Consider the following 22,202-nt stretch of genomic DNA (forward strand, 5'->3'; position numbering starts at 1 on the left):
GATTCGGTTGTTTGGTGATTGGGTCGCGATCGCTCTTTCGAAACCAGTACTCTTGTGGGACGTTTACAAACCACACAATCTATAAATAGCCGTGACTGGAAGTGATATGCGACCGTGTAACGCCACTGCCCTCCCGATACGGGGGCGTAAGGAGGCTCGGCGACCAGGCGAGGGCCGTTGAGCTGAGATACGAATCGGGGGCGCAGTGATGGCGGGAGACGAGCAAAACTCATGAAACTAGAACGGGATTCCGAAACTGGATTACTCCTGTTTTTCCTGGGGGTATCCGGTTACATGTTCGTAGAGTCGTACACGTTCGGGGACACTGCGGGGTTGTTTCCGCGACTTACGAGTGCGACTGTCCTAGCTGGGTCGGCGCTGTTATTGGTACGTGACTTCCTGCCGGGACCGCTGTACTCGTTCGTCGCAGAGTCCTCGGAGCTTATCAGCACACCAGACGAGGCAGAGATGTACGAGGAGACTGACGACCCACCAAGCAGTGACCGGGCAGTCGATAGACCAGTCCGACCGTCGGTGTTCACCGGAGCGATTATCGTACTGTACGCGCTCGCGTCGTTCCTATTCGGCATGCTCTGGATGTCACCGCTATTTGTCGTCATCTACTCTCGCTGGTTCCGCCAGCGATGGTACACGACTGTTGGACTCGCTGTTCTGGCTTACGGCCTCGCGTATGGATTCATGAGTGTCCTCAACCTCGAACTGGCAGAAGGCTACCTCCTCAACATGGGAGGGGTGATGTAACGTGGCCATCGTCGAAGGACTGACGCAGGCAATCGACATTATTACGTCAGGACAGACGCCATTGTGGATACTACTCGGTGTGTTATTGGGTATCTTCTTCGGGGCACTCCCCGGTATTGGAGCGACGCTTGGGATGGCTATCGTTCTTCCACTCACGTTACCGCTCGGCGGAGCGGATGCAATCATTCTGCTCATCAGTATCTACAGTGGTGCGATGTATGGCGGTAGCATTCCAGCGATACTCGTCAACGTCCCCGGCACAGCAGGTGATGCAGCAACGACGTTCGAAGGGTATCCATTAGCGAGGAAGGGACGAGCAATCGACGCCCTCACGGTATCTGCGCTATCGTCGGCAATCGGAGGCGTCCTCGCGGTTATCGCACTCATCGCTATCTCGCCGGTGATGGTCGAACTCGTATTGTTGTTCGGGTCACCACAGTACTTCCTGATGGCGATTCTCGGCCTGTCGATGATTACGGTCATCACGCAGGGTTCGACTGTCAAAGGTATCACGGCGGGGGCATTCGGCCTGCTACTAGCGACTGTCGGCGTCGCGCCATCCGTGCCGATACAACGGTATACGTTCGACCGGTTGGCGCTCTACGATGGTCTGAACTACGTTGCGATTCTCATCGGACTGTTCGCCATCGCGGAGATGATTAGTCTCTCCGAAGAAGAGCAGGTCGCACAGTCCGAGACTGGACTGGAAGGAAGCGTGTTCTCCGGTATTCGGAAGACGATCACGTACTGGGTGACGCTCCTGAAGTCGGCATTCCTCGGACTCGTCATCGGGGCCGTGCCGGGGTCCGGTGCATCAATTTCGAACTTCATCGCGTACGGTGAGGCGATGCGGTCTTCGAAGACGCCAGAGAAGTTCGGGAACGGGACCGAAGAGGGAATCGTCGCTACCGACTCGGCAAACAACGGGACCGTGGCTGGGTCGCTCATTCCGACGCTCTCGTTCGGTATCCCCGGAAGTGGGTCGACGGCCGTCCTCCTCGGTGGATTGATAATGCACGGACTACGACCGGGGCCAGACCTGTTCACGTCACAGATTGGAATTACGTACAGTGTCTTCCTCGCGCTGTTGTTCGGGAATCTCATCATCCTCTTCGTCGGCCTCATAGTTGTGCCACGAACGGGCTATCTGACGCAAGTGGATACGGACCTCATCATTCCAGTCATCGTCGTTCTCTCGTCGCTCGGCGCGCTCGCGCTCCGCAACAACTGGGTGGACGTTTGGACGATTATCGTGCTCGGCATGGTGGGGTACTTCATGAAGAAGTATAACTATTCGATTATCGCGTTCGTTCTTGGCGCGATTCTCGGCCCGATTGCTGAGGAGAACCTCTATCGGTCGTTGTCGATTTCGGGAGGATCGTTCTCCATTTTCCTGACTGACCCGCTTTCGTTGGTGTTGGTCGTGTTGACTATCGTAATACTGGCTGGTCCGTATCTCAAGACGAAGATTGCGGAGATTCGGGCGGGAACGACGTAGAGTAGAGCGGCTAGTCGCTTTTCGGGAGAGCTGACTTTCTTCTTGAGCAGCTATCGCTTGTTGTTCGATGGCTGTGGTAGTGCAGGAAAGGGCTGCTACTTATGCGGTTTCCAGAACTATATGAATAAATCAAGAAAATTATTAATAATGGTGGATTGTGGTCTCTATAGTCATGTCGGGCAAGCCGAACAGACGAGAGTTCCTCAAATACGCAGGCACGGCATCCGCGGCGACGACGTTTGGGTTGACGGGGTATGCACGGGGACAAGAAACGACTACCGAATCGGGCGAAGAAACAACTGAAGGCGGCCAAGAGACGACATTCACGCCAGTCGATCAGAACTATCCGGAGTCCGGGCAGACGATTACGTACATCGTCCCGTTCAGCGAAGGCGGGGGGACAGACACCTATGCCCGCCAAATCATGCCGGTGGCGGCAGAAGAACTCGGCGGAGTGAACGTCCAAATCAGCAACGTTCCCGGCGGAGCGTCGTTGCGTGGAACGGGCAGAATCGTGAACGCGGAAGGTGACGGCTACACGATGGGGGCCTTCAACCCACCATCGACACCATTGTCGTACCTCGTGTTCGAACCAAACTACGACCTGACCAACGTCGAAGGCATCTGTTCGTACGCTCGAACGCCGTACGTCATCATCGCAAACGCGGACGCGAACGTCGAGAACATGGACGACCTCATCGGACGCTACGAAAGCGGCGAGTTCCAAGCGTTCGGCGGCTGTCAAGCCAGAGGTGGCCTGAACCACGTCGCCTCGCTCGTGATGAAAAACCAGTACGGGATGCAGTGGCAGAACTACGTCGGCTACGACGGCTGTGCCCCAGCAGCACAAGCGGTCGCCTCCGGGGAGATTCCGGCGTCCATCGGTTCAGACTTAGCAGTCGAAGGCACTGTCAACTCCGGTCGGGCAAACGTCGTCGCTGTGCTGATGAGCGGCGGGAGCGGCGTCTTCCCGGACGTTGCACCCGTCACCGAGCAGGGCTATGAGAACATCGACTACATCGGGGGACTCAACCGCTGTATGTGGTTCCCACCAGGCACCGACGAGGGGAAAGTCAATCGGATGGCAAACGCCGTCCAAGCGGCGACCCAGTCCGAGCAAGTCCAGCAATGGTCCGAAGAGTCAGGTAACCTCGTCGAGTTCAACGGGCCGGAGTACGCGAACCAACTGCTTCAAGATACGTTGGAGATACTCCCGGAGCAAGTCGACATCGAACAGATCCGCGAAGAGGCCACCGGGTAATCGGATTTCAGACCGACCACACGAGACAACGCATCGGCGGGCGAATAGCACCGAGCTAACGAAATCGAACAACGACGATGGAACGACTTTCCAACACGGTCCTCGACCGCCTCTCGGCACTTGTAGGTCGGCTACAGCAGTCTGAGTATACTGGCGAGAACCGGTGTCTGCCGTGTACAGTGGTGAACATACTGATCGCGTTCGGACTGAGCGCTCTTCTCACCGTCACGTCGCTTGCGGTTGCGGGAACGGTGTTGGTTGCGGCGCTCGCGACGATTTACCTCCGTGGGTATCTCGTTCCGGGGACGCCAACGTTGACGCGTCGATATTTACCAACTCGCGTTCAGCAGTGGTTCGGAAAGCCGAGGCCCGGGGGGCCACCACAGCATGGAGGCAAGCCGGAGCGGGGGACGAGAGTTTCACCAGAGGCAGTCTTAGACGATGCAGGTGTCCTGACCGAGTGCGTATCTCGGGACGACGTCTGTCTCACAGACGACTTCGAGGCGAGGTGGCGTGATGCTATCGACGAGCTTCGGGGGTCAGAATTGAGTCGAAGGAGTGCGTTAGCTGAGTTGCTGGGGATTTCGACTCACGAATTGACATTCGGAACAGTTGACGGGACTGAGACCGTGTTCGCGGAGGCGAACGGTGAACGCGTCGGTCAGTGGCTGTCGACTGGTGCACTCGTCGCTGACCTCGGTGCCGCGCGAGCGTTCGAAGACTGGTATCCGGAGTGGAGTACGCTCGAGATGAACGATAGGGGAACCGTCCTCTCGGTCCTTCGGGTGTTCCTCACGCAATGTCCCACATGCGATGGTGACGTAGTCATGGGAGAAACTACGACTGATGATTGCTGTTCGTCACAGGATCAGTTTACGGTTCAGTGTGATTCATGCGAGACACGGCTGTATATGGCTGACAGTACGGCGTTCGGATTGGCAACGAACGATTGAGCGCTCTTTTTTAGGTGATGAATCGAGATGGTGGATTGATTACTTCAGTGTGGCACCGTTGACAGATGACAGCCTTCTTATAAATATTCGGGGTGTTCACATGTTCCTCATCCAAACGAGTTCTTTCGGTTGGGCACTACTCATCAATTACACTCTATGACATTTATTCTATTATTTCATTTTCCTCCTTATATATGGGGGCATATTCATTTATAGGGCATGATTGTGCAGATAGTGGTCATATACGCAAATATAACCTCGTTTTATATAGAAACGCCTATCAAATTCCACGATAGGAGAATTTACTTTTGCCCAATCGCCTTTTAACCTATAGAAAACGAGAAAATCGTCTGTATCAAAAGTTAGATTGAACTCAAAGGAAGTTTTCTCACGTCACACTACTACCTGGAGGGGAGAAATCACTCCGGGAGGTCCAAAATTCTCGTTCAGAAAGTACGTAAGTCACCCACGACTAAAACCGTGGGCTTCCGACTTGAAATTCATGCGAACTAACCTAAACTAACTATATGGGGACAAGTCCGTACAGGTGTACGAAATAAAGTGAGCGTATCGATCAGCGATGGATGAGGAAGACACGAGTGTTCGTCAACGCGTTCATACCTCTCTCCATCCTATACAATTCTATGCGTGAACTCGTCTTCGCTCTTGAATACACGCCGGGCACCAACGCCGTAGCCGACATCCTCACCTCGAACCCGGAGACGAAGATTCGTTCCCTCTCCTGCCACGTCTCCGCCGAAAATCTCTGGCGCGTCGATTACGTCACCGGTGGGCAAAGCGCACTCGACGAACTCACCGAAACCGTCACCAACGCCGAATACTACACGGACTGTCTGGCCCGCCGTGACTGCGAAGCCGACTGGGAAACCCAAGTCATCGACCGGACCGACGACGCACTCGTCCTCTACTCCTACTGGTCACGCACACCTTCCTGTACCTCCATTCCCCACCTCGCACTCGACCACTTCGGCAACGGTCTCATCTTCCAAACGACGTGGGTCGGACACCGCTACGAGTGGCGTATCATCGCGCCCGACGACACTTCCTACCACGCCTTCCGCGACGCCATCGAGAACGAAATCGACGACACCACCGGTGTCACATTCGTCCGGGTCGGCGACGCGGACGACGCCACCCCGGACGACGCCACCCCGGACGACGGCGACTCTTCGCTGACACCTGAACAGGATGCCGCTATGCGGGCCGCCGTCGAACACGGCTACTACCGGACGCCCCGCGAAATCGAAACCTACGAACTCGCCGAGAAACTCGGTATTCCGGGCTCGACGCTCTCATACCGACTCCGCCGTGCTGAAGCGCAACTGGCCGAAAACTACGCTACCGAACACTCACCGCCCGCCAATCTCTCCCCACCCGACACCTAGCCGCCCTCCCGACACGTAACCGAAGTTGGTACACACCAAACAAACGGGTTTGTCCTCCGGGGACGTCCATACGCACAATGAGTACGAACGCACCCGGTTCGGAGGACTTCGAATCCCGGACCGTGAAACTCGACGTGCCAGGGATGGACTGTCCCTCATGCGCGGAGAAGATAGTCAACAGCGTCTCCGAACGTGACGGCGTCGTCTCGGTCGAACCGCAGGTGATGACCGGCACCGTTCATATCGAGTATCTTCCCGAGAAAGTCGCGGTGGATTCGCTCGTCGAACACGTGCAGGCCGCTGGCTACGATGTCGAATCACGCGACGACCTCCGGACCGAACGGTTCGACGTGCCTACGATGGACTGTGCGTCCTGTGCAGGCAAGATTGAGAACGCACTCGACGCAATCGCTGGGATTCAGGAACGCGAGACGATCCCGACGACCGGCACCGTCATCGTCACCTACGACCCCGAACAGACTTCTCTCGCCGACCTCGCCACCACAATCGAGAGTGCGGGCTACGCCGTCGAAGAGACTGCCACTGACACAGCAGAGGAAGACCTCGTGGAGGGGAACCGGGCACGAGACGTGTGGTGGAGTCCGCGCGCGCTCAAGACGTGGCTCGGTGGGGGTTTACTACTCGTCGGCCTCGCACTGGAGTTCCTGTTCTCGGGGTTCGACGTGACGCTCACCACGTTCCTCGGGCGAGAGTTCGCCGCCGCCGAGTTGTTCTACTTAGTCGGCGCACTGGTTAGCGGCGAGCAAATCCTCCGGAACGGCTACTACTCCGCCCGTACGCGGTCATTAGACATCGACCTGCTGATGAGTCTCGGTATTCTCGGCGCGATCACTGCCAGCGTCGTCTTCGGTGAATCACTTTATCTCGAAGCCGGGATGCTCGCCGTGCTGTTCAGCATCGCCGAGTTGATGGAGGAGTACGCAATGGATCGCGCCCGCTCCTCGCTCCGCGAACTGGTGGACCTTTCGCCGACGACCGCAACTGTTCGCAGGGATGGTGAGGAGACGACCGTCCCAGTGGAGGAACTGCGCGTCGGTGACCGCGTCATCGTGCGTCCCGGCGACCGCATCCCCGCCGATGGCACGGTCGTCGAGGGCGAAAGCGCGGTCAATCAGGCACCGATCACGGGCGAGAGCGTACCCGTGGACAAGACGGACGGCGACGAGGTGTACGCCGGAACCATCAACGAGGAAGGCTATCTCGAAGTGGAGGTTACGACGGCGGCTGAAGACAGCACGCTCGCCCGAATTATCGAACTGGTCGAAGACGCACAGCGCGACAAGACCGACCACGAACAGTTCGTGGACCGCTTCGCTGGTCAGTACACACCGGTAGTGGTCACGCTGGCGGTCCTCACTGCTGCAGTACCGCCACTCCTCATCGACGGTGCGGTGTCGCTCGGCCTCGGTGGTCAGACGTTCGTGTTCGCTGGCGACTGGGCGACGTGGTTCAAGCGCGGACTGGCACTCCTCGTGCTCGCCTGTCCGTGTGCGCTGGTCATCAGCACGCCTGTCAGCGTCGTCTCCGGCATCACGAGTGCCGCGAAGAATGGTGTCCTGATCAAGGGTGGCACGCACCTCGAATCAGTTGGGACGGTGAAGGCCGTTGCATTCGACAAGACGGGGACGCTCACACATGGCGAACTCACAGTCACCGACGTCGTGCCCGCGAATGGTGAGTCCCGAGCGTCGGTGCTATCCGTTGCGGCGAGTCTGGAGGCGCGCAGCGAACACCCTATCGCGGAAGCAATAGTGGAGGCCGCCGATGAGACGGATGTCGAGACCAACGATGTCTCCGCGTTCGAGAGCCTGACTGGAAAGGGTGTGCGGGCTGACTTGGACGGTGAGACGTACTTCGCAGGGAAGCCCGCGCTGTTTGAAGAACTGGGTCTCTTGCTCGACACCGTCCGTGTCGCGTCCGATGGTGGCGTTGCAGTCGAAGATTCCAGCAGTCACGATACCCCCGATGCTGGTGATGAGACGATTAAAGACTTGCAGGCCGACGGGAAGACCGTCATTCTCGTCGGAACGGTGGATCGAATCGTGGGTGTCGTCGCGGTGGCAGACGAGGTTCGCCCGGAGGCGAAGCGGGCGGTCGAACGACTACACGATCTCGGTGTCGAGCATGTCGTGATGCTGACCGGCGACAACGAGGTGACGGCACGAGCGGTCGGTGAGGCAGCAGGGGTCGATGAGGTACGGGCTGCGTTGCTGCCCGAGGAGAAGGCCGAGACTGTGGCCGAACTCAACGAAGAGTTCGGCGGTGTAATCATGGTTGGTGATGGCATCAACGACGCGCCGGCACTTGCGACGGCAACAGTCGGAGTAGCGATGGGTGCGGCGGGGACGGACACGGCGGTCGAGTCGGCGGATGTCGCGCTAATGGGTGACGATTTGTCGAAACTACCGTATCTCTACGCAATGTCGGGGAAAGCGAACAGTGTCATTCGGGAGAACATCTGGGTGAGTGTCGGCGTCAAAGCACTGTTGGCGGTGGGCGTCCCCTTCGGGTTGGTTAACGTCGCCGTCGCCGTCATCGTAGGCGACATGGGGATGAGCCTTGGCGTGACAACGAACGCACTCCGACTGGCGAGAATCAAGCCCGACAGTTTCGAGTAGCGGGAACAGTCAATACCTTCCTCAGTTTGATGGAATCACGCAGAGGGGGATCTGGTACGAGATGAGTACTACGCAGACTCGGCGTCTAGTCGGTCGACCAGTCCATCGCGGAACAGCTGTCGAGTTCCCTCTGGGCCAGTGATGGTCAACACAGTTTCCTCGTACGGCGGTGTGACCGTTATCTCGTACTCAGCGAACGCACAACACTGCAATTCCGAGGACGTGAACTGCGCAACCGCGAGAAGCGATTCGTCAGTTCCATCGAACCGAACGGCCAGACCATCTTCAGTCTCCTCGAATCCGAGGTAGTGGGAGACAAGTCGAGACTGGACTTCCTTACTCCGCTCTCGCTCCTGTTCTTCGGTCAGCGTACATACAACCTCCCGCGAGGAGTCTTTCTGACTCATTCTGCAGCCTCCGTCGGGGACGACGCCGTCAGGGCAGCGGCGATAGGCATGCTCGAGTCGAGCGGGATTCCGACCGTTGTGGCAGCCACGTCTGCCGCCCAGCGTTCGTAGTCCGCACGAGTTTGGAACGCCTTCACGTACGGACAGACGGCCCCGTAGACGTCCTGTGCAGTCGGATCATCGTCAGCAGGGACCTCGTGGTCAGTAGCTATACCGAAGGACATGACCGCATCCGGTGGCGTGACGTTGATCTTGCTCCCCGGGGAGACTTGCAGCTGGATCAAAGTATTCGTGGGAGTGTTCGTCTGGATTTCGACCGGTTCGTCCACGAGATGCGCCAAGGCGATACCGTCGTAGAAGCACCGGAAGTAGTACGTCTCGTCGGCCGTCTTCGCGGAGTGTGGTGTTTCCCCCTCGACGTGACAGAGTTCATCGACGGCGATTCCATCTCCATCGACCACGGTCCGGAACGCCGAAATCATATCGTCGAACGTCTCGATCGATTCGTCGAAGAACCGACTCATGTTGTCTGCCATGTCTTCTGGGAGTTGTGCTGTCTCGACGGCCTGCCCTGCAATCCAGCTGCCTGAACCTGTCGTCCGTTCGTCTGTCTGATCAAACGTCAGTTTGGCGCAATTGCAGCTTTCGTCCAACATACACCATTACCTTCAATAGCGAAGTATTAATACTGTCAAGTCCGAAGTATTGGAGTAAGTGCGGTGCGTGAAAGCTATGGCAGAAACACCCGACACGTCCCCTGACGGTCCAGACCGACAGAACACCGATATCAACTGCTACTGTCCACTTGGTGGTGTGATGGAACTCCTCAGTCGGCAGTACGCGATGCAAGTGATTTGTGTCGTCGGCGCCATCGGGCCAGCCAGATACGGGACGATCGAAGAGACGCTCGGCGAGGTGAGTAGTTCGACGCTGTCGAGTCGCCTCGATGACCTCGTCGAAGCGGGCTTGCTCTCCCGGGAACAGTACAACGAAATTCCGCCCCGCGTCGAATACGAACTCACCGAAACGGGCGACGAACTCCGCGAACGACTCGATCCGCTCCTCGAATGGGCAGACGAACAGGACGACTCCGTCTAACGCTCACTTAGGACGGCTGAACCATTTCGCGAGTCCGGCACTCGTCGTCATCTCTACGATTCCGAAAATGACGGCCGGAAGAGTAGCTACCGTCGGGAACCCCGCGCCGACGAGCAGGGCGGCAGCGACGGCGAAGTCCCGCATGCCAATCGACAGCGTCGCGGCAATCCGCTCGTCTCGAGTAAAGTTCCAGCTGACGAGCCAACCAGTAACGTAGCCACTACAATTGAGAGCGACCGCGCCGGCCGCGACAAGGACGAGAACGCTCCCGCCATCACGAACGAGCGAAGCGTTCGCCGCCGCGACGATACCGATGATGAGTATCACCATGAGCCCAGACACCGAGGGATAGACATCGTCGTACTGGCCGATGCGGTCTGGCCACCGATAGCGAGCCCCGACTGCGAGCGTCATCGGAACGACCACCGCGAGCAACAACTGTTCGACAATGAGTACCGAATCGACTGTGACTGACTCCCCGAGAAACAGGGTGACGACTCCTGGGACGAACACGAGTGTTCCGAGACCAACAACGACGAGAACCACCGTCGAAAGCGCGGTGTCGCCCCCACTGAGCTCGGTCATCGTCGGCGTCACGAGTTCGGGCGTCACCGCGCCAAGAACCACGAACCCGGCTGTGAGCGCGGGACTGAGACCAAGTGCCCGGGCGATGGCGAACGCGAGCAGCGGCATGCCGGTCTGAACGACGAGAATTACGAGCAAGGCCCGACCGCGGAGTTGGCGGAATTGGTCGGGCGAAAGCGTCAGTGAGACCGCGCCGATCATGATGGCGAGAATCGGCGTCGACAGTGGCGTGAGTACGACTATCGAGGGAACGAGTAGCCCGACGGCGACCGATATTAGCACCCAGACCAGCAGATAGTCGTCGACGAGAGCTGCGGCACGAGTCACGACGCAGTCCGCCATTGATGATGTGATTCGTTCATCCGTAGTTTGGTTGCTTATTCGTTTCTGTTGGCGAGCAACCCCTATAGCCACCGCGAAACCCATGACATCTTAACAGAACCTGTATACTCAACTCGCTACAAGAGCCTCGAAATCATCTACCATCTCGGAAAACGCTGCAAGCTGCGGTTGAGTTCGAAAGAATCCCAACTGCAACGTTTGCTCGAGGAACTCTCGGCCACAATCGAGAATCTCGTTCGAGAGCTGTTCTGTTCGCACGACGTACCCTCGTGCAGAGTTGGCGGTTGGTGGAATAGGGTCGTCTTCCTCTCGACTTCGAGCCCGAAACGCTACTCGAAGGTGCGATTCCGAGATTGGTTCCAGCAGGAAGTACGCGTTCATGGCTTCAATATCGACTCTTACGCGCTTGTATCGGTCTACGTCTCCCATTTGAATCCGCTCTAACGCAGTAACCCAATTGACCAGATCAGAACGTAGATGGTCGCCAACGAATTCTGGGTTCCAGTCGTACCAGTCACGTTCCTCCTCGTTCTGGTACTGATTCACCCGCTTGCTTTCTACTTCGATTTTGATACCGCCTCGGACCATCACCACGGAGGAAACGCCCTCATCAGCGACCCAAATTGAGACAGATAGACTCACGTTCACCGCAAGTTTTGGCACCAGAAAAATATTTCTCCCCCGACAATCAGACTTCGGACAACATGGACCCACTGGCGGACACGTACTCTAAATCCCAAACTGAGAGCCGAGAACTACCCTCGCTTCCAGAGTGGGAACCCTACGCCATCGACATCTTCGCCATCACGGCAGTCGCAGTAGTTCTCCTCCTCGTCAGCAAGACCCCCGCAAGTTTCCAGAATCAACTCGTCCAGCGCTACAACGACCCATCGCTCCACGCACTCTACACCACCCACTTCGTCCACCAGTCCGCGGAACACCTACGGGGCAACCTCGTTTCGTATCTGGTAACGGTGCCGCTCACCTACGTAATCTGTCTTCGAGCAGGACGACACCGCGAATTCCGTCAGGCATTCCTTGGCGTCCTGTTCGTGCTGCCACCGCTTATCTCCGTGGTGAGTCTATTCGGGTTCGACATCGTCGTCGAGGTACTACTCGGGGTTGACCCAAACGTCAAGACGAGTCGCGGATTCTCCGCACTCGATGGTGCGTTCGTTGGCGTTCTGCTGGTCGCAGTCGCCGATCTATTGCGAACTGCAAATAGCTGTGAAGGGTCGGTATCTTCGGTAGTGGGTGCGTTGTTCTGTATCGGCCTTGGAGGCGGGTTCTGGAACGTCTTCGAGTACACGACGAGCGTGTACGCCATCGTACTGGTTTTGTTGCCGGTCGGTTATGGAGTCTGGCTGGTTCGGAGTGTTGATGAGACGTACCGAATCGGCGCAGGACTGCAGTCTGGTGGATGGCTTCGGGGCGAGTACTTGGTTGGTGGATTGTTGCTAGCTGGGTCATTTGCGGCAGCATGGGGCGTGCAGGGACTGTTGGCGTTCCCGTGGTTTACCGGTGGGACGAATACGCTCACGCACTTTGTGGGTTTGGTAGCGGGTGTAGGAATGGGAGTCGTTTGCTTCGGGGATGTCGGTCCATCATCCCCTTCGACAAACATTCTGAAGAGGAGTTGGTAATTCGTCGAATTCCTGGACCATAGAAAATCCCTTGGTCGCAACGGGACACCTGCCTTGCTCAGATGCGGTTATTAGGTGAATTGAGTAAGAATCGCAGTGCAACGACGACCGGGAATCTCGAAGACCTCGCCTGCACGTCCCCCCGGACAGTCCGCCGAGACCAGACCACTGTAGGAGCACAACCACGCTTGCAGAGCGAAATGAGAACGATAGCACTATCGGGACGAGTACTGCCGAGTGCATATCGAAGCGTGGGTATCGGTGGATGTCTCGGGATAGTGAGAACGTGATGGGAGTGACAACAGGTACGAAACACGGATTTCGCCGATTGGTCCTGCAATTCGGTGAGTTTCTAGCCAGATTATGAAATGTAGAGTACCCGATTTGCAGAGTTTGCCGGATTACAATGATTCCAGATGGTGGCCTCCACTCTTTTCGATAGTCGAGTAGTGATCTATTATTCTTCGTATCGAATTTAGAACGCAACCGACGGGGGTTCTCGAACGCCTTGACGAACGGTTACCGGACGTGCGGAGCATCGAACTGGACAATGCGTTTTACGTCGAAGACGGGACGTGGATCGAATCGCTCACGATTTCGTCCAACGAGTCGTTCGACATCTCCGCGACAGTCGAACAGATTTCGGGTGTGTCGTTGTATTATCGTCACGAGATTCCAACGGGCCCGACGGAGGCGGCCATCGAACGTGTGACGGTGTTAGCGAACGAGTCGTTTCCGTTCATTCTGGGTGTCGTCCTTCGGCAGGAAGCGATTCCGAATCGGATCGTCTTGCGGGACAATCAGTTCTCTGTCGTGACGACAGTCCGGGATTGGGAGCAGTTTCGTGAACTTGCCGACGAGGTGCAACAGAAACTCGGACAGTTCGACTTGCAGAAGGTCAACAATATCGAGCGTCCCGGTGAACCGCTCGACGGTGGCCGACTTTCGGAGATTCTCATCACGAAACTGACGGAGGTACAGATCGAGACGATTGAGACGGCATACGATTTGGGGTATTTCGAAGTGCCGCGTGAGTCGTCTGCCACTGAGGTCGCTGAGGCACTGGAGATTAGTCAGTCTACGCTGAGTGAGCGTCTTCGGACGGCGCAACTTCGTCTGTTCGAACTAATTTTCGGGTCTAATACGAATAGCATCTAACTTGTTTGTGGAATCGAAGGTGTGACCGCGGCTATAGGTTAGGATAGACACCATTTTCGACGATTTTGCTATAGTACTTACAAGAAATTCGTGTTAGTTCGGGAATGTTCGTGACGTACCTTATAAAGAGCGATATATATCGGTGCCTATCGGGAGTATATCTTTTATACCGTCTGCTATTTGCCCACACGGTTCATGCCAGAACGAAGCCAAACGGACGAGACCCCCGACGGGCAAACCGGCAACTCAGGACTGTCCCGACGCCAGTACCTACAAGCGTCGGCACTAGCGAGCACAGCCGGCATCGCCGGACTCGCGGGATGTAACGGCAACTCCTCAGAGAACAACAGCGACAACAACCAATCCAACAGTGGCGGCACCGACGCGAAGGCCCAGGTGCCAGAAGGCGTCCAAGAACAAGTCGAAACCAAGTACTGGCACGACTGGTCGAACATCGACGCCGACAAACCACCGATGGAGTACACCGCCAAGGCCGGAGCGGCACTCGACCCAGTCACCATGGAGTACTCCAGTGAAGACGACCCGTGGATGCGCGAACACGCACTCATGATGAAACGCGCCGTCGAAGACCTCGGCGCACCCACCGACCTCACCGACCGACCGCTCAACCAACTGTACGCCCAGAGTTGGAACACCCCGGGACTCGAGAAGATGATCTCGATGAGCACCCACGGTCCCGACCCCCAACGCGGTCTCGACCCCAACCCCCTGCTGATGCGACGGTACAAAGACAACCCCTCCAACTACGACAACTACTGGAACCCGAAACTCAACGAACTCCTCGACAAACAGCGTCAAATCACCGGCAACGACCAAAAACGCCAAGAGCTAGTCAACGAGGCCCAAGCGGTGTTCGCAGAAGACGTGGGCGGCATCATCTCACTGTTCTCTGACGTTATCACCGCCGTCAACACGAACAAGTGGAACGGCTACGTGAAGACGCCCGGCAACGGCCCGACCGGCGACTCCTTCCAGTGGACGGAAGTGAACCTCCAACCGAAGACGGATGAGACGACGTTCGTCAAGGGGACCACTACGTCGATGAACTCCCTGAACCTCCCGTGGGCGGCTGGTGGTGCCGAGGAGAAGCGACTCAAGTACGTCTACGACGGTCTATTCGACGCGTCACCGGACCTCGAAATCGTGCCCGCACTCGCAACGAACGCAGAGTTCGCCGACGACACGACCGTCGACGTCCAACTCCGAAAAGGCGTAAAGTGGCACGATGGCGAGTCGTTCACCGCAGAGGACGTGAAGTTCTCCGTCGAACTGTATATGGAGAACACCTCGACCAGTCAGGCGACGTTCTACGACCCCATCGAGAGCGTCAAAGTTAACGGGACCCACAGTGTCACATTCAACCTCAAGCGACCGGACGCGTCGTTCCTGACCCAACGCGTCGTCCGAAGCGCCATCATTCCCAAGCACAAGTGGAAGGACGTGGACAATCCGTCCCAGCACAACCCGAAGAATCCGGTCGGTACTGGCCCGTTCAAGTTCGAAAACTGGGATCAAGGCTCTCGGTTCGAAGTCTCGGCGAACAAGGGCCACTGGATGTTCGACGACCAGTGGCGCAAGAAGACGCTCGGCGACCACGCCGCGAGCGGCGACGGTATCGACCGCATCGTCTGGGTGAACGTCGGCAACGTCGATGCGCTCATCGGTGCCGTCCAGAACGGTAAAATCGACGCCATCGGCTCGACGCTGTCGAACGGACAGGCAGACCGTGCGGCCTCGACCAGCGGCATCGAGAAGAAAGTCACCAAGAACTTCGCACCGCTCGACGCGAAACTGATGTTCTCCGCGCCGCTCATCCGGGACAAAGAGTTCCGGGTCGCGCTGGCGAAAGCGACCGACGCGAAGGGCTTCGTCGAGGACGTGCTGTCGGGACGCGGAACCCCCGGCAAGAACAACCCGATTTCACCGCTCACGCAGTGGCACAACGCCGACACCAAAGAGTACGGGTACAACGTCGAGGAGGCCCGAACCATCCTGAAGAAAGCGGGCTACACGTGGGACGACAACGACAACCTTCGGTTCCCGAACGGCGAGGCGTGGGGTGCGTTCGTCGAACGCGTCCAGAACGGCAACACGCACAAGCGCCGTGAAGAACTCGGCCAGAAGGACTTCTCGAAGTCCGGGTCGTAACCACCCACTCCACTATCGATTGACAGACAGAATCTACTCGAGTTTACGTACATGCCAATCACAAACCATACACAACCGCTCGACGGACTCACGGTCATCGACGCCGCTTCGCTGTACGCCGGACCGCTCTCGGCGATGCTGCTGGGCGACTTCGGCGCTGACGTGATCAAAGTCGAGCATCCAGAATCAGGGGACGCCCTCCGGGACTTCGGTGAGGGTGACGAATCACTGTCGTGGAAGTGGGTCAACCGCAACAAAAAGAGCGTGCCGCTCGACCTCCATACCGAGAAGGGCCAGCGACTGTTTCGCGAACTCGTCGCGGACGCAGACGTGCTGGTCGAGAACTTCCGGCCGGGAACGCTCGAACGCTGGAACGTCGGCTGGGAGACGCTCTCGGACGTGAATCCCGGTCTCGTGATGGTTCGAACCACGGGATTCGGCCAGACGGGACCGTACAAGGACCGCCCCGGTTTCGGCACGTTAGTCGAAGCGATGAGCGGGTACGCCTATTCGACAGGACAACCGGACGGCCCGCCGACGCTTCCGCCCGTGGCGATGGCTGACTCCATCTGTGCGCTCCACTCGGTGTACGCCACGATGATGGCGTTGTACTGGCGGGACACGAGCGACGGTACTGGCCAGTACATCGATTCGGCCATCTTGGAGAACATGTTCGGGTTGCTCGGCGACCACGTCATCGAACACCACCAGCACGAAACCGACCACCGGCGGTCGGGCAACCGGAGCAGTCGAACCGCCCCGCGGAACACCTACCAGACGAAAGACGACCGCTGGGTCGCTATCTCGGGAAGCGCCCCGAGTATCGCCGACCGAATCCTCCGTATCGTCGGTGGCGAGGAACTCGCAGAAGACGAGCGGTTCCAGACGATGGACGACCGACTCGCGCACGTCGAGGAGTTAGACGAAATCATCGGCGACTGGATGGCCGACCACACGCGCGAGGAAGTCATCGACATCTTCGAAGAGCATGAAGCGGCCATCGGTCCGGTCTACAACATGGCCGACATCTTCGAGGACCCGCACTTCGAGGCCCGCGACTCGGTCATCACCGTCGAAGACGGCGACGAGGAAGTCGGGATGCGCGGCGTCTTCCCGAAACTCTCGGAGACGCCCGGCGAGGTGGTTCACGCCGGTCCAGACATCGGCGAACACACGGTCGAAGTCTTGGGCGAGCAGACGGACCTAACTGCCGAGGAGATTCGAACGCTCGCCGACGAGGGCGTCACCGCCGTCGATGAGAACGCGGCGAACACCGTGGAGAGTGAGAGCGATGACTAGCGGTCTCAGGCGCTCGTTCCTCTACACGCCCGCCGACGACCCCGAAATGATGCGGAAGGCCGCGAAGACCGACGCGGACGCCGTCATCTACGACCTCGAAGATGCGGTTCCGGACTCGGCAGTTCCCGAGGCCCGAGAGAACGTGGCGGACGTGACCGCGACGGCCGAGTTCGGCGACACGGAGCGATGCGTTCGCATCAACGGCGCACAGACCCAGCGATGGTTGAACGACCTGCTCGCAGTGGTCGAGAGCGACTCGGATTCGGTCATCGTTCCGATGATCGAGACGCCTAGCGAACTAGAGACGTTCGTCTCGGTCGCTCGGCAGGCCGACGGTGAGACGCCGGAGTTCATTCCTATCGTCGAAACGCCACGCGGGCTGTTTTCGGCGGTCGAAATCGCAGAACGCGGCGGTGAACTCCCGGAAGTAACTGGCTTCTCGTTCGGATTCGGCGACTACACGCGCGCCATCGGCGCAACCGGCCGCCCCGAACGAGTCTTGGAGTTCGTGAGCCAGCTCACGGTCGGTGCCGCCGCAGTCGGTGGTCTCGACCCGATTGCGACCGTCTACCAAGACTTTCAGGACACGGACGGATTGCGTGAATCGGCCCGGCGGGCCCGCGAAATCGGGTACGTCGGACAGAAGGCAATCCATCCTGCTCAGATAGAGGTGCTAAACGACGTGTACACGCCGACAGCGGACGAGGTCGAACAGGCACGACGATTCGTAGAGCAGTTCGACGCCTCGGCGAGAGACTCGCTCGTCGTCGACGGCGTCTTCCTCGACACGGCCATCGTCGAGCAGTACGAGACGGTGCTGGCTCGGCACGAACAAGTCGAGGAGGTGAGCGGATGAGCAGTTTCCAGCGGTTCTTGGCGAAGCGGGTCGCCATCGCGATGATGCTAACGTTCGTCGCCGTCTCGATAATCTTCGTCGTCCTCCGGATGCTCCCGGGAAGTCCGTTCGAGGCGCTCATCACGGCGGGCAATCTCACGCAGGACCAAGTCGACCAGATTATGGCGCTGTACGGTCTCGACAAGCCGCTCTGGCAGCAGTACGTCATCTACCTGAAGAACATCCTCACCTTCCAGTTCGGCTACTCGATTCTCCAGAGCCGGCAGGTGTGGTCGATCCTCGCGCCGAAACTGGCGAACACGCTCGTCCTGCTCGTGCCCGCACTGACTACGACGGCCATCCTGAGCACGCTGCTCGGCATGTACGTCGGCTGGAACCGCGGGTCGAAACTGGAGACCATCAGCATCATCGGGACGACGTTCCTTCGCTCGACCCCCGTGTTCATCACAGCCATCTTCTTCGTCATCATCTTCTCCTACACGCTGGGCGTCGCCCCGGCGTTCGGAATGCGGTCGGTGACGGCGTCACCGGACGGACTACTGGAAACGTATCTCTCGATGGACTTCCTGCACCACTACATTCTGCCGTTCACCGTGACGGTGCTGTTCTACAGCGGCGACTTCCTCCTGCTCGCCCGCAACGGCGTCGTGGAGAAGAAGGGTTCTGAGTTCCTCAAACTCCATCGCGCGAAGGGTCTCTCGGAGAACGAGCAGCTGATGCGCGCCGGGCGGAACTCGATGCTTCCGGTACTCACCTACTTCGCGCTCCGACTCGGGATGATATTCCAAGGCCTCATCCTCCTCGAAGTCGTCTTCGCGTGGCCCGGCATCGGCCGGGCGCTCGTGCTGGCGATCCAACAACAGGACTATCCACTCGTGCAGGCTGCCGTCTTCATCATGGCACTTGCGGTCATCGTCATGAACCTGCTCGCAGACGTCTTGTACGCGTACTTCGATCCGACGGTCACGGTTGATGGAGGTGGTGCCTGATGGCAACCTCCTCTGTCACGTGGCGGGACCGCCTCTCGAACACGGCGGAGCGAGCGAAGTCTCAGCTCGAATTTATCGCGCAGGACCGGATGGCGCTCGTGGGCGTTCTCGTCCTCGCGGCGTTCGTCTTCCTCGGGCTATTCGGGCCGATGCTCGCGCCCCACGACCCCATCGAACACGACATGCGGACCGACTCCGGCGAACTCATGCGCGTCGAGGCTCCGAACGGCGAGGCGCTGTTCGGAACGACGGCGTACGGCAAGGACGTGTTCAGTCAGTTCCTCGCAGGCGCACGACCGACGCTCATCGTCGGCCTCTTCGGCGGCCTCGGAACCGGACTCCTCGGCTTCCTCGTCGGCCTCGTCAGCGGCTACTTCGGCGGGTGGGTGGACGAGTTGCTGATGCGCATCACCGACCTGACGTTCTCGCTGCCGTTCATGCCGATGGCGCTGCTGTTGTTGACGTTCGTCACGCCGAGCATCTGGCTTATCACGGCTATCATCGCCGGGTTCCTCTGGAAGATGCCTGCTCGCGTCGTTCGTGCGGAGGTGCTGACGTTACGGGAGCGTACCTTCGTCAAATCCGCACGAGCGAGCGGTGCGAGTCACCCACGGACGATGTTCCTGCACGTCGCACCGAACGTCCTGCCCATCGGTTTCCTCTACACGGCGTACGGCGTCGCGTGGTCCATCGCCTCGGCGGCCAGTCTGGCGTTCCTCGGCTTCGGCGACCCGACGACGACCAGTTGGGGACGGATGCTCCGGCAAGTGTTCGAGTCCGGTAACATCCGCATCGCGTGGTGGTGGGTGTTCCCACCAGCACTCGGCATCGCAGCGGTCACCACGTCGGTGTTCCTCATCGGTAGAGCCTACGAAGAAGTGATCAACCCCGAAATCCAGACCGAACAATGACACTGCTCGAAGTAGACGACTTACACGTCACGTACAGCACCGGAGAGGATAACGTCCACGCAGTCAACGGCATCTCGTTCACCATCGAGGAAGGAGTCAACTACGGTCTCGCCGGTGAGAGCGGATCGGGTAAGTCCACGGCCGCAGAGGCCGTCCTCGGACTCCTGCCCGACAACGGCACCGTCGATAGTGGGTCGGTCACGTTCAAGGGCCAAGACCTGCTGTCGCTCTCCGAACGCGAACGCCGAGACGTTCTCTGGGAGGACATCGCGTACATCCCACAGAGCGCGATGGACTCGCTGGACCCCGTGATGTCCACGGGTGCCCAGATTCGGCAAGCCATCCAGAAGCATCGCAACGTCTCGAAGCAGAAGGCCCGCGACAGGGTCCAGGAGTTGTTCGACATGGTGGGTCTCGACCCCGAGCGAATCGACGACTACCCCCACGAGTTCTCCGGCGGAATGCGCCAGCGAGTCACGATTGCGATGGCGCTCGCACTCGACCCGGACCTCATCATCGCCGACGAGCCGACGACGGGGTTGGACGTCATCGTCCAAGACAAGATTATCGACAAGATAATCGAGATTCAGGACCGTATCGACAGTTCGCTGCTGCTCATCACGCACGAAGTCGGTGTCATCGCGGAGACCTGTGACGACCTGTCCATCCTCTACGGCGGCAAAGTGATGGAGCAGGGAAGCGTGGACAACGTGCTGGTCAATCCGACGAATCCCTACACTATCGGGTTGAAGAACTCGTTCCCGGAGATAGAGGACGTGGCGGACGACCCGGTTTCGATTCCGGGGTCACCGCCGAATCTGAGCGAAAAGCCGTCTGGCTGTGTGTTCCGGGACCGCTGTCCGTTCGCCGACGAGACGTGCGAGCAGTCACATCCAGACCCAGTAGACTTGCCGAATCGCAACCATAAGTCTGCGTGTCACTACGTCGATCAAGCCGCCCAGATGCGGCGGGAGGCGACGAAACCGAAGACGTGGGGAATCGAACCCGAGGAGTCCCGTACGGTCGCTGACCGAGGGGAGGTCATCCTCGAGACTGACGACCTCGAAAAGTGGTACCAGCAGAGCCAACCGCTGTTCGATCAGATTCGTGGCGAGGAGCCAAATCACGTGCGCGCCGTCGATGGCGTCTCGCTGTCGGTTCGGAAGTCGGAAGTGTTGGGCATCGCTGGCGAGAGCGGTTGTGGGAAATCGACACTCGGCGAGACGGTCGCACTGCTCGAAGAACCGACTGGTGGGTCGATTACGTTCGACGGTACCGACATCGAGGAGTATCAGGACGGGAATATGCAGGCGTTCAGAGAGAAGGCCCAGATTATCTTCCAAGACCCCTTCGATTCGTTGAACCCGCGCCAGCGGGTGCGCCGGTTGGTGGGTGAACCGCTGGTGATTCACGACCATGCCCCGGAGTCGCGCGACCAGAAGGTTCGTGAGACGCTCGAACGGGTTGGGCTGACGCCCGCCTCGAAGTTCCTCGATCAGTATCCCCACGAGTTGTCGGGCGGGCAACGCCAACGCGTCGCTATCGCTCGGGCACTCGTCCTCGAACCGGACTTTCTGGTGTGTGACGAACCGGCGTCGATGCTGGACGTGTCGCTGAAGGTGAACCTCCTCAATCTGCTCCGTGGTCTCGCCGACGAGGAGGACATCGGCATCATCTACATCTCACACGACCTCGCGAGTCTGGCGCAGGTGTCGGACCGGCTCGCCATAATGTATCTGGGCCGCATCATCGAAGAAGGAGAGACCGAACGCATCGTGGAGTCGCCGAAGCATCCGTACACGGAATCGCTGTTGTCTGCGGCGCCGGAGAAAGACCCGTCTGTGGTACGCGAGCGAGTGTTGCTCGATGGGGAACCCCCGGACCCCGTCGATTTACCGTCCGGGTGTGCGTTCGCGCCGCGTTGTCCAAAAGCGAGCGAGGAGTGCCACGAGGCCGAACCGACGCTCGATGAAACGAGTGAACAGGGTCAGTCAGCCGCCTGTTACTTCCCGGTTGAGGGTGAACATATCGAGCGACATTCCGATTCGCCGGGTGACTCGACTCGCGCTCAGGAGTCAGACTGAGACGGCACGCTTCACTGTAGACCTCGCCCACGACCGCTTAACCAGTTTGAGTTGTGTGCGTGGTAAGATTATCCGTGACCCAGGTCCCTTTCAAACTGGGCTGGCAAAATATTCACATAAATATGTATGCCGTGGTGATAAT

19 protein-coding genes are annotated in these 22,202 nt (G+C 58.5%); 15 read left to right on the forward strand and 4 right to left on the reverse strand.

What is annotated here, in order from left to right; translation table 11 throughout:
* The first annotated feature begins 294 nt into the window (after positions 1-294).
* From F7R90_RS21430 to F7R90_RS21455, 6 genes are all read left to right on the forward strand, one after another.
* Entirely contained in the window at positions 295-762 is a 468-nt protein-coding gene (locus F7R90_RS21430; RefSeq protein WP_192498515.1) for a tripartite tricarboxylate transporter TctB family protein, read from the forward strand.
* A gap of 1 nt (position 763) precedes the next feature.
* Complete coding sequence (locus F7R90_RS21435; RefSeq protein WP_368408579.1) at positions 764-2,260, forward strand: tripartite tricarboxylate transporter permease; 1,497 nt, start codon at positions 764-766, stop codon at positions 2,258-2,260.
* 172 nt (positions 2,261-2,432) lie between these two features.
* Positions 2,433-3,521, forward strand: coding sequence for a Bug family tripartite tricarboxylate transporter substrate binding protein (locus F7R90_RS21440; protein WP_225741375.1), 1,089 nt, complete (start codon positions 2,433-2,435; stop codon positions 3,519-3,521).
* Between the two features lie 182 nt (positions 3,522-3,703).
* Entirely contained in the window at positions 3,704-4,474 is a 771-nt protein-coding gene (locus F7R90_RS21445) for a hypothetical protein (RefSeq protein ID WP_158059612.1), read from the forward strand.
* Between the two features lie 644 nt (positions 4,475-5,118).
* Positions 5,119-5,880: a helix-turn-helix domain-containing protein gene (locus tag F7R90_RS21450; protein ID WP_158059613.1), complete on the forward strand. Its 762-nt coding sequence runs from the start codon at positions 5,119-5,121 to the stop codon at positions 5,878-5,880.
* 77 nt (positions 5,881-5,957) lie between these two features.
* Complete coding sequence (locus F7R90_RS21455; protein WP_158059614.1) at positions 5,958-8,519, forward strand: heavy metal translocating P-type ATPase; 2,562 nt, start codon at positions 5,958-5,960, stop codon at positions 8,517-8,519.
* Between the two features lie 68 nt (positions 8,520-8,587).
* On the opposite strand, the gene F7R90_RS21460 is transcribed toward F7R90_RS21455, so the two are convergent.
* Both F7R90_RS21460 and merB read right to left on the reverse strand, forming a co-directional pair.
* The gene (locus F7R90_RS21460) at positions 8,588-8,926 is read right to left on the reverse strand and encodes a Zn-dependent oxidoreductase (protein ID WP_158059615.1); all 339 of its coding nucleotides are present in this window, start codon (positions 8,924-8,926) and stop codon (positions 8,588-8,590) included.
* A complete protein-coding gene (gene merB, locus F7R90_RS21465) occupies positions 8,923-9,462 on the reverse strand; it encodes an organomercurial lyase (RefSeq protein ID WP_192498516.1) in 540 nt (179 codons plus the stop codon). The genes F7R90_RS21460 and merB overlap by 4 nt, the downstream gene beginning before the upstream one ends.
* A gap of 196 nt (positions 9,463-9,658) precedes the next feature.
* Between merB and F7R90_RS21470 the strand changes: the two genes are divergently transcribed.
* The gene (locus tag F7R90_RS21470) at positions 9,659-10,024 is read left to right on the forward strand and encodes a winged helix-turn-helix transcriptional regulator (RefSeq protein WP_192498517.1); all 366 of its coding nucleotides are present in this window, start codon (positions 9,659-9,661) and stop codon (positions 10,022-10,024) included.
* Positions 10,025-10,027: 3 nt separating this feature from the next.
* Here F7R90_RS21470 and F7R90_RS21475 read toward each other — a convergent pair whose 3' ends face one another.
* Positions 10,028-10,951 (reverse strand): bile acid:sodium symporter family protein, encoded by a 924-nt coding sequence (locus F7R90_RS21475; protein ID WP_158059617.1) that lies wholly within the window; start codon positions 10,949-10,951, stop codon positions 10,028-10,030.
* Positions 10,952-11,059: 108 nt separating this feature from the next.
* The gene (locus tag F7R90_RS21480; RefSeq protein ID WP_158059618.1) at positions 11,060-11,614 is read right to left on the reverse strand and encodes a hypothetical protein; all 555 of its coding nucleotides are present in this window, start codon (positions 11,612-11,614) and stop codon (positions 11,060-11,062) included.
* A 41-nt stretch (positions 11,615-11,655) separates the two neighbouring features.
* On the opposite strand from F7R90_RS21480, the gene F7R90_RS21485 reads away from it, so the two are divergent.
* The 8 genes from F7R90_RS21485 (at position 11,656) to F7R90_RS21520 (ending at position 22,060) form a co-directional block, all read left to right on the forward strand.
* Complete coding sequence (locus F7R90_RS21485) at positions 11,656-12,594, forward strand: hypothetical protein (protein ID WP_158059619.1); 939 nt, start codon at positions 11,656-11,658, stop codon at positions 12,592-12,594.
* Positions 12,595-13,122: 528 nt separating this feature from the next.
* Positions 13,123-13,752: a helix-turn-helix domain-containing protein gene (locus F7R90_RS21490; protein ID WP_225741376.1), complete on the forward strand. Its 630-nt coding sequence runs from the start codon at positions 13,123-13,125 to the stop codon at positions 13,750-13,752.
* Between the two features lie 195 nt (positions 13,753-13,947).
* Positions 13,948-15,921, forward strand: coding sequence for an ABC transporter substrate-binding protein (locus F7R90_RS21495; RefSeq protein ID WP_158059621.1), 1,974 nt, complete (start codon positions 13,948-13,950; stop codon positions 15,919-15,921).
* A 57-nt stretch (positions 15,922-15,978) separates the two neighbouring features.
* Positions 15,979-17,220, forward strand: coding sequence for a CaiB/BaiF CoA transferase family protein (locus tag F7R90_RS21500; protein ID WP_394352031.1), 1,242 nt, complete (start codon positions 15,979-15,981; stop codon positions 17,218-17,220).
* Entirely contained in the window at positions 17,213-18,076 is an 864-nt protein-coding gene (locus tag F7R90_RS21505; protein ID WP_158059623.1) for an HpcH/HpaI aldolase/citrate lyase family protein, read from the forward strand. Before F7R90_RS21500 ends, F7R90_RS21505 begins: the two co-directional genes overlap by 8 nt.
* Complete coding sequence (locus F7R90_RS21510; protein ID WP_158059624.1) at positions 18,073-19,065, forward strand: ABC transporter permease; 993 nt, start codon at positions 18,073-18,075, stop codon at positions 19,063-19,065. The genes F7R90_RS21505 and F7R90_RS21510 overlap by 4 nt, the downstream gene beginning before the upstream one ends.
* On the forward strand, positions 19,065-19,976 hold the full coding sequence (locus F7R90_RS21515; protein WP_158059625.1) for an ABC transporter permease: 912 nt from the start codon (positions 19,065-19,067) through the stop codon (positions 19,974-19,976). Before F7R90_RS21510 ends, F7R90_RS21515 begins: the two co-directional genes overlap by 1 nt.
* On the forward strand, positions 19,973-22,060 hold the full coding sequence (locus F7R90_RS21520; RefSeq protein WP_158059626.1) for a dipeptide ABC transporter ATP-binding protein: 2,088 nt from the start codon (positions 19,973-19,975) through the stop codon (positions 22,058-22,060). The genes F7R90_RS21515 and F7R90_RS21520 overlap by 4 nt, the downstream gene beginning before the upstream one ends.
* Positions 22,061-22,202: the final 142 nt, after the last annotated feature.

Origin of the sequence: Halorussus halophilus (genome assembly GCF_008831545.1) — an archaeon.
Classification (GTDB): domain Archaea; phylum Halobacteriota; class Halobacteria; order Halobacteriales; family Haladaptataceae; genus Halorussus; species Halorussus halophilus.

Bases quoted from the DNA above. Each gene is read 5' to 3' on its own strand.
- F7R90_RS21455 (WP_158059614.1), top strand. From the start codon at position 5,958: ATGAGTACGAACGCACCCGGTTCGGAGGACTTCGAATCCCGGACCGTG.
- F7R90_RS21520 (WP_158059626.1), top strand. From the start codon at position 19,973: ATGACACTGCTCGAAGTAGACGACTTACACGTCACGTACAGCACCGGA.
- F7R90_RS21460 (WP_158059615.1), bottom strand. From the start codon at position 8,926: ATGAGTCAGAAAGACTCCTCGCGGGAGGTTGTATGTACGCTGACCGAA.
- F7R90_RS21440 (WP_225741375.1), top strand. From the start codon at position 2,433: ATGTCGGGCAAGCCGAACAGACGAGAGTTCCTCAAATACGCAGGCACG.
- F7R90_RS21510 (WP_158059624.1), top strand. From the start codon at position 18,073: ATGAGCAGTTTCCAGCGGTTCTTGGCGAAGCGGGTCGCCATCGCGATG.
- F7R90_RS21430 (WP_192498515.1), top strand. From the start codon at position 295: ATGTTCGTAGAGTCGTACACGTTCGGGGACACTGCGGGGTTGTTTCCG.
- F7R90_RS21470 (WP_192498517.1), top strand. From the start codon at position 9,659: ATGGCAGAAACACCCGACACGTCCCCTGACGGTCCAGACCGACAGAAC.
- F7R90_RS21485 (WP_158059619.1), top strand. From the start codon at position 11,656: ATGGACCCACTGGCGGACACGTACTCTAAATCCCAAACTGAGAGCCGA.
- F7R90_RS21505 (WP_158059623.1), top strand. From the start codon at position 17,213: ATGACTAGCGGTCTCAGGCGCTCGTTCCTCTACACGCCCGCCGACGAC.
- F7R90_RS21475 (WP_158059617.1), bottom strand. From the start codon at position 10,951: ATGGCGGACTGCGTCGTGACTCGTGCCGCAGCTCTCGTCGACGACTAT.
- F7R90_RS21450 (WP_158059613.1), top strand. From the start codon at position 5,119: ATGCGTGAACTCGTCTTCGCTCTTGAATACACGCCGGGCACCAACGCC.
- merB (WP_192498516.1), bottom strand. From the start codon at position 9,462: ATGGCAGACAACATGAGTCGGTTCTTCGACGAATCGATCGAGACGTTC.
- F7R90_RS21495 (WP_158059621.1), top strand. From the start codon at position 13,948: ATGCCAGAACGAAGCCAAACGGACGAGACCCCCGACGGGCAAACCGGC.
- F7R90_RS21515 (WP_158059625.1), top strand. From the start codon at position 19,065: ATGGCAACCTCCTCTGTCACGTGGCGGGACCGCCTCTCGAACACGGCG.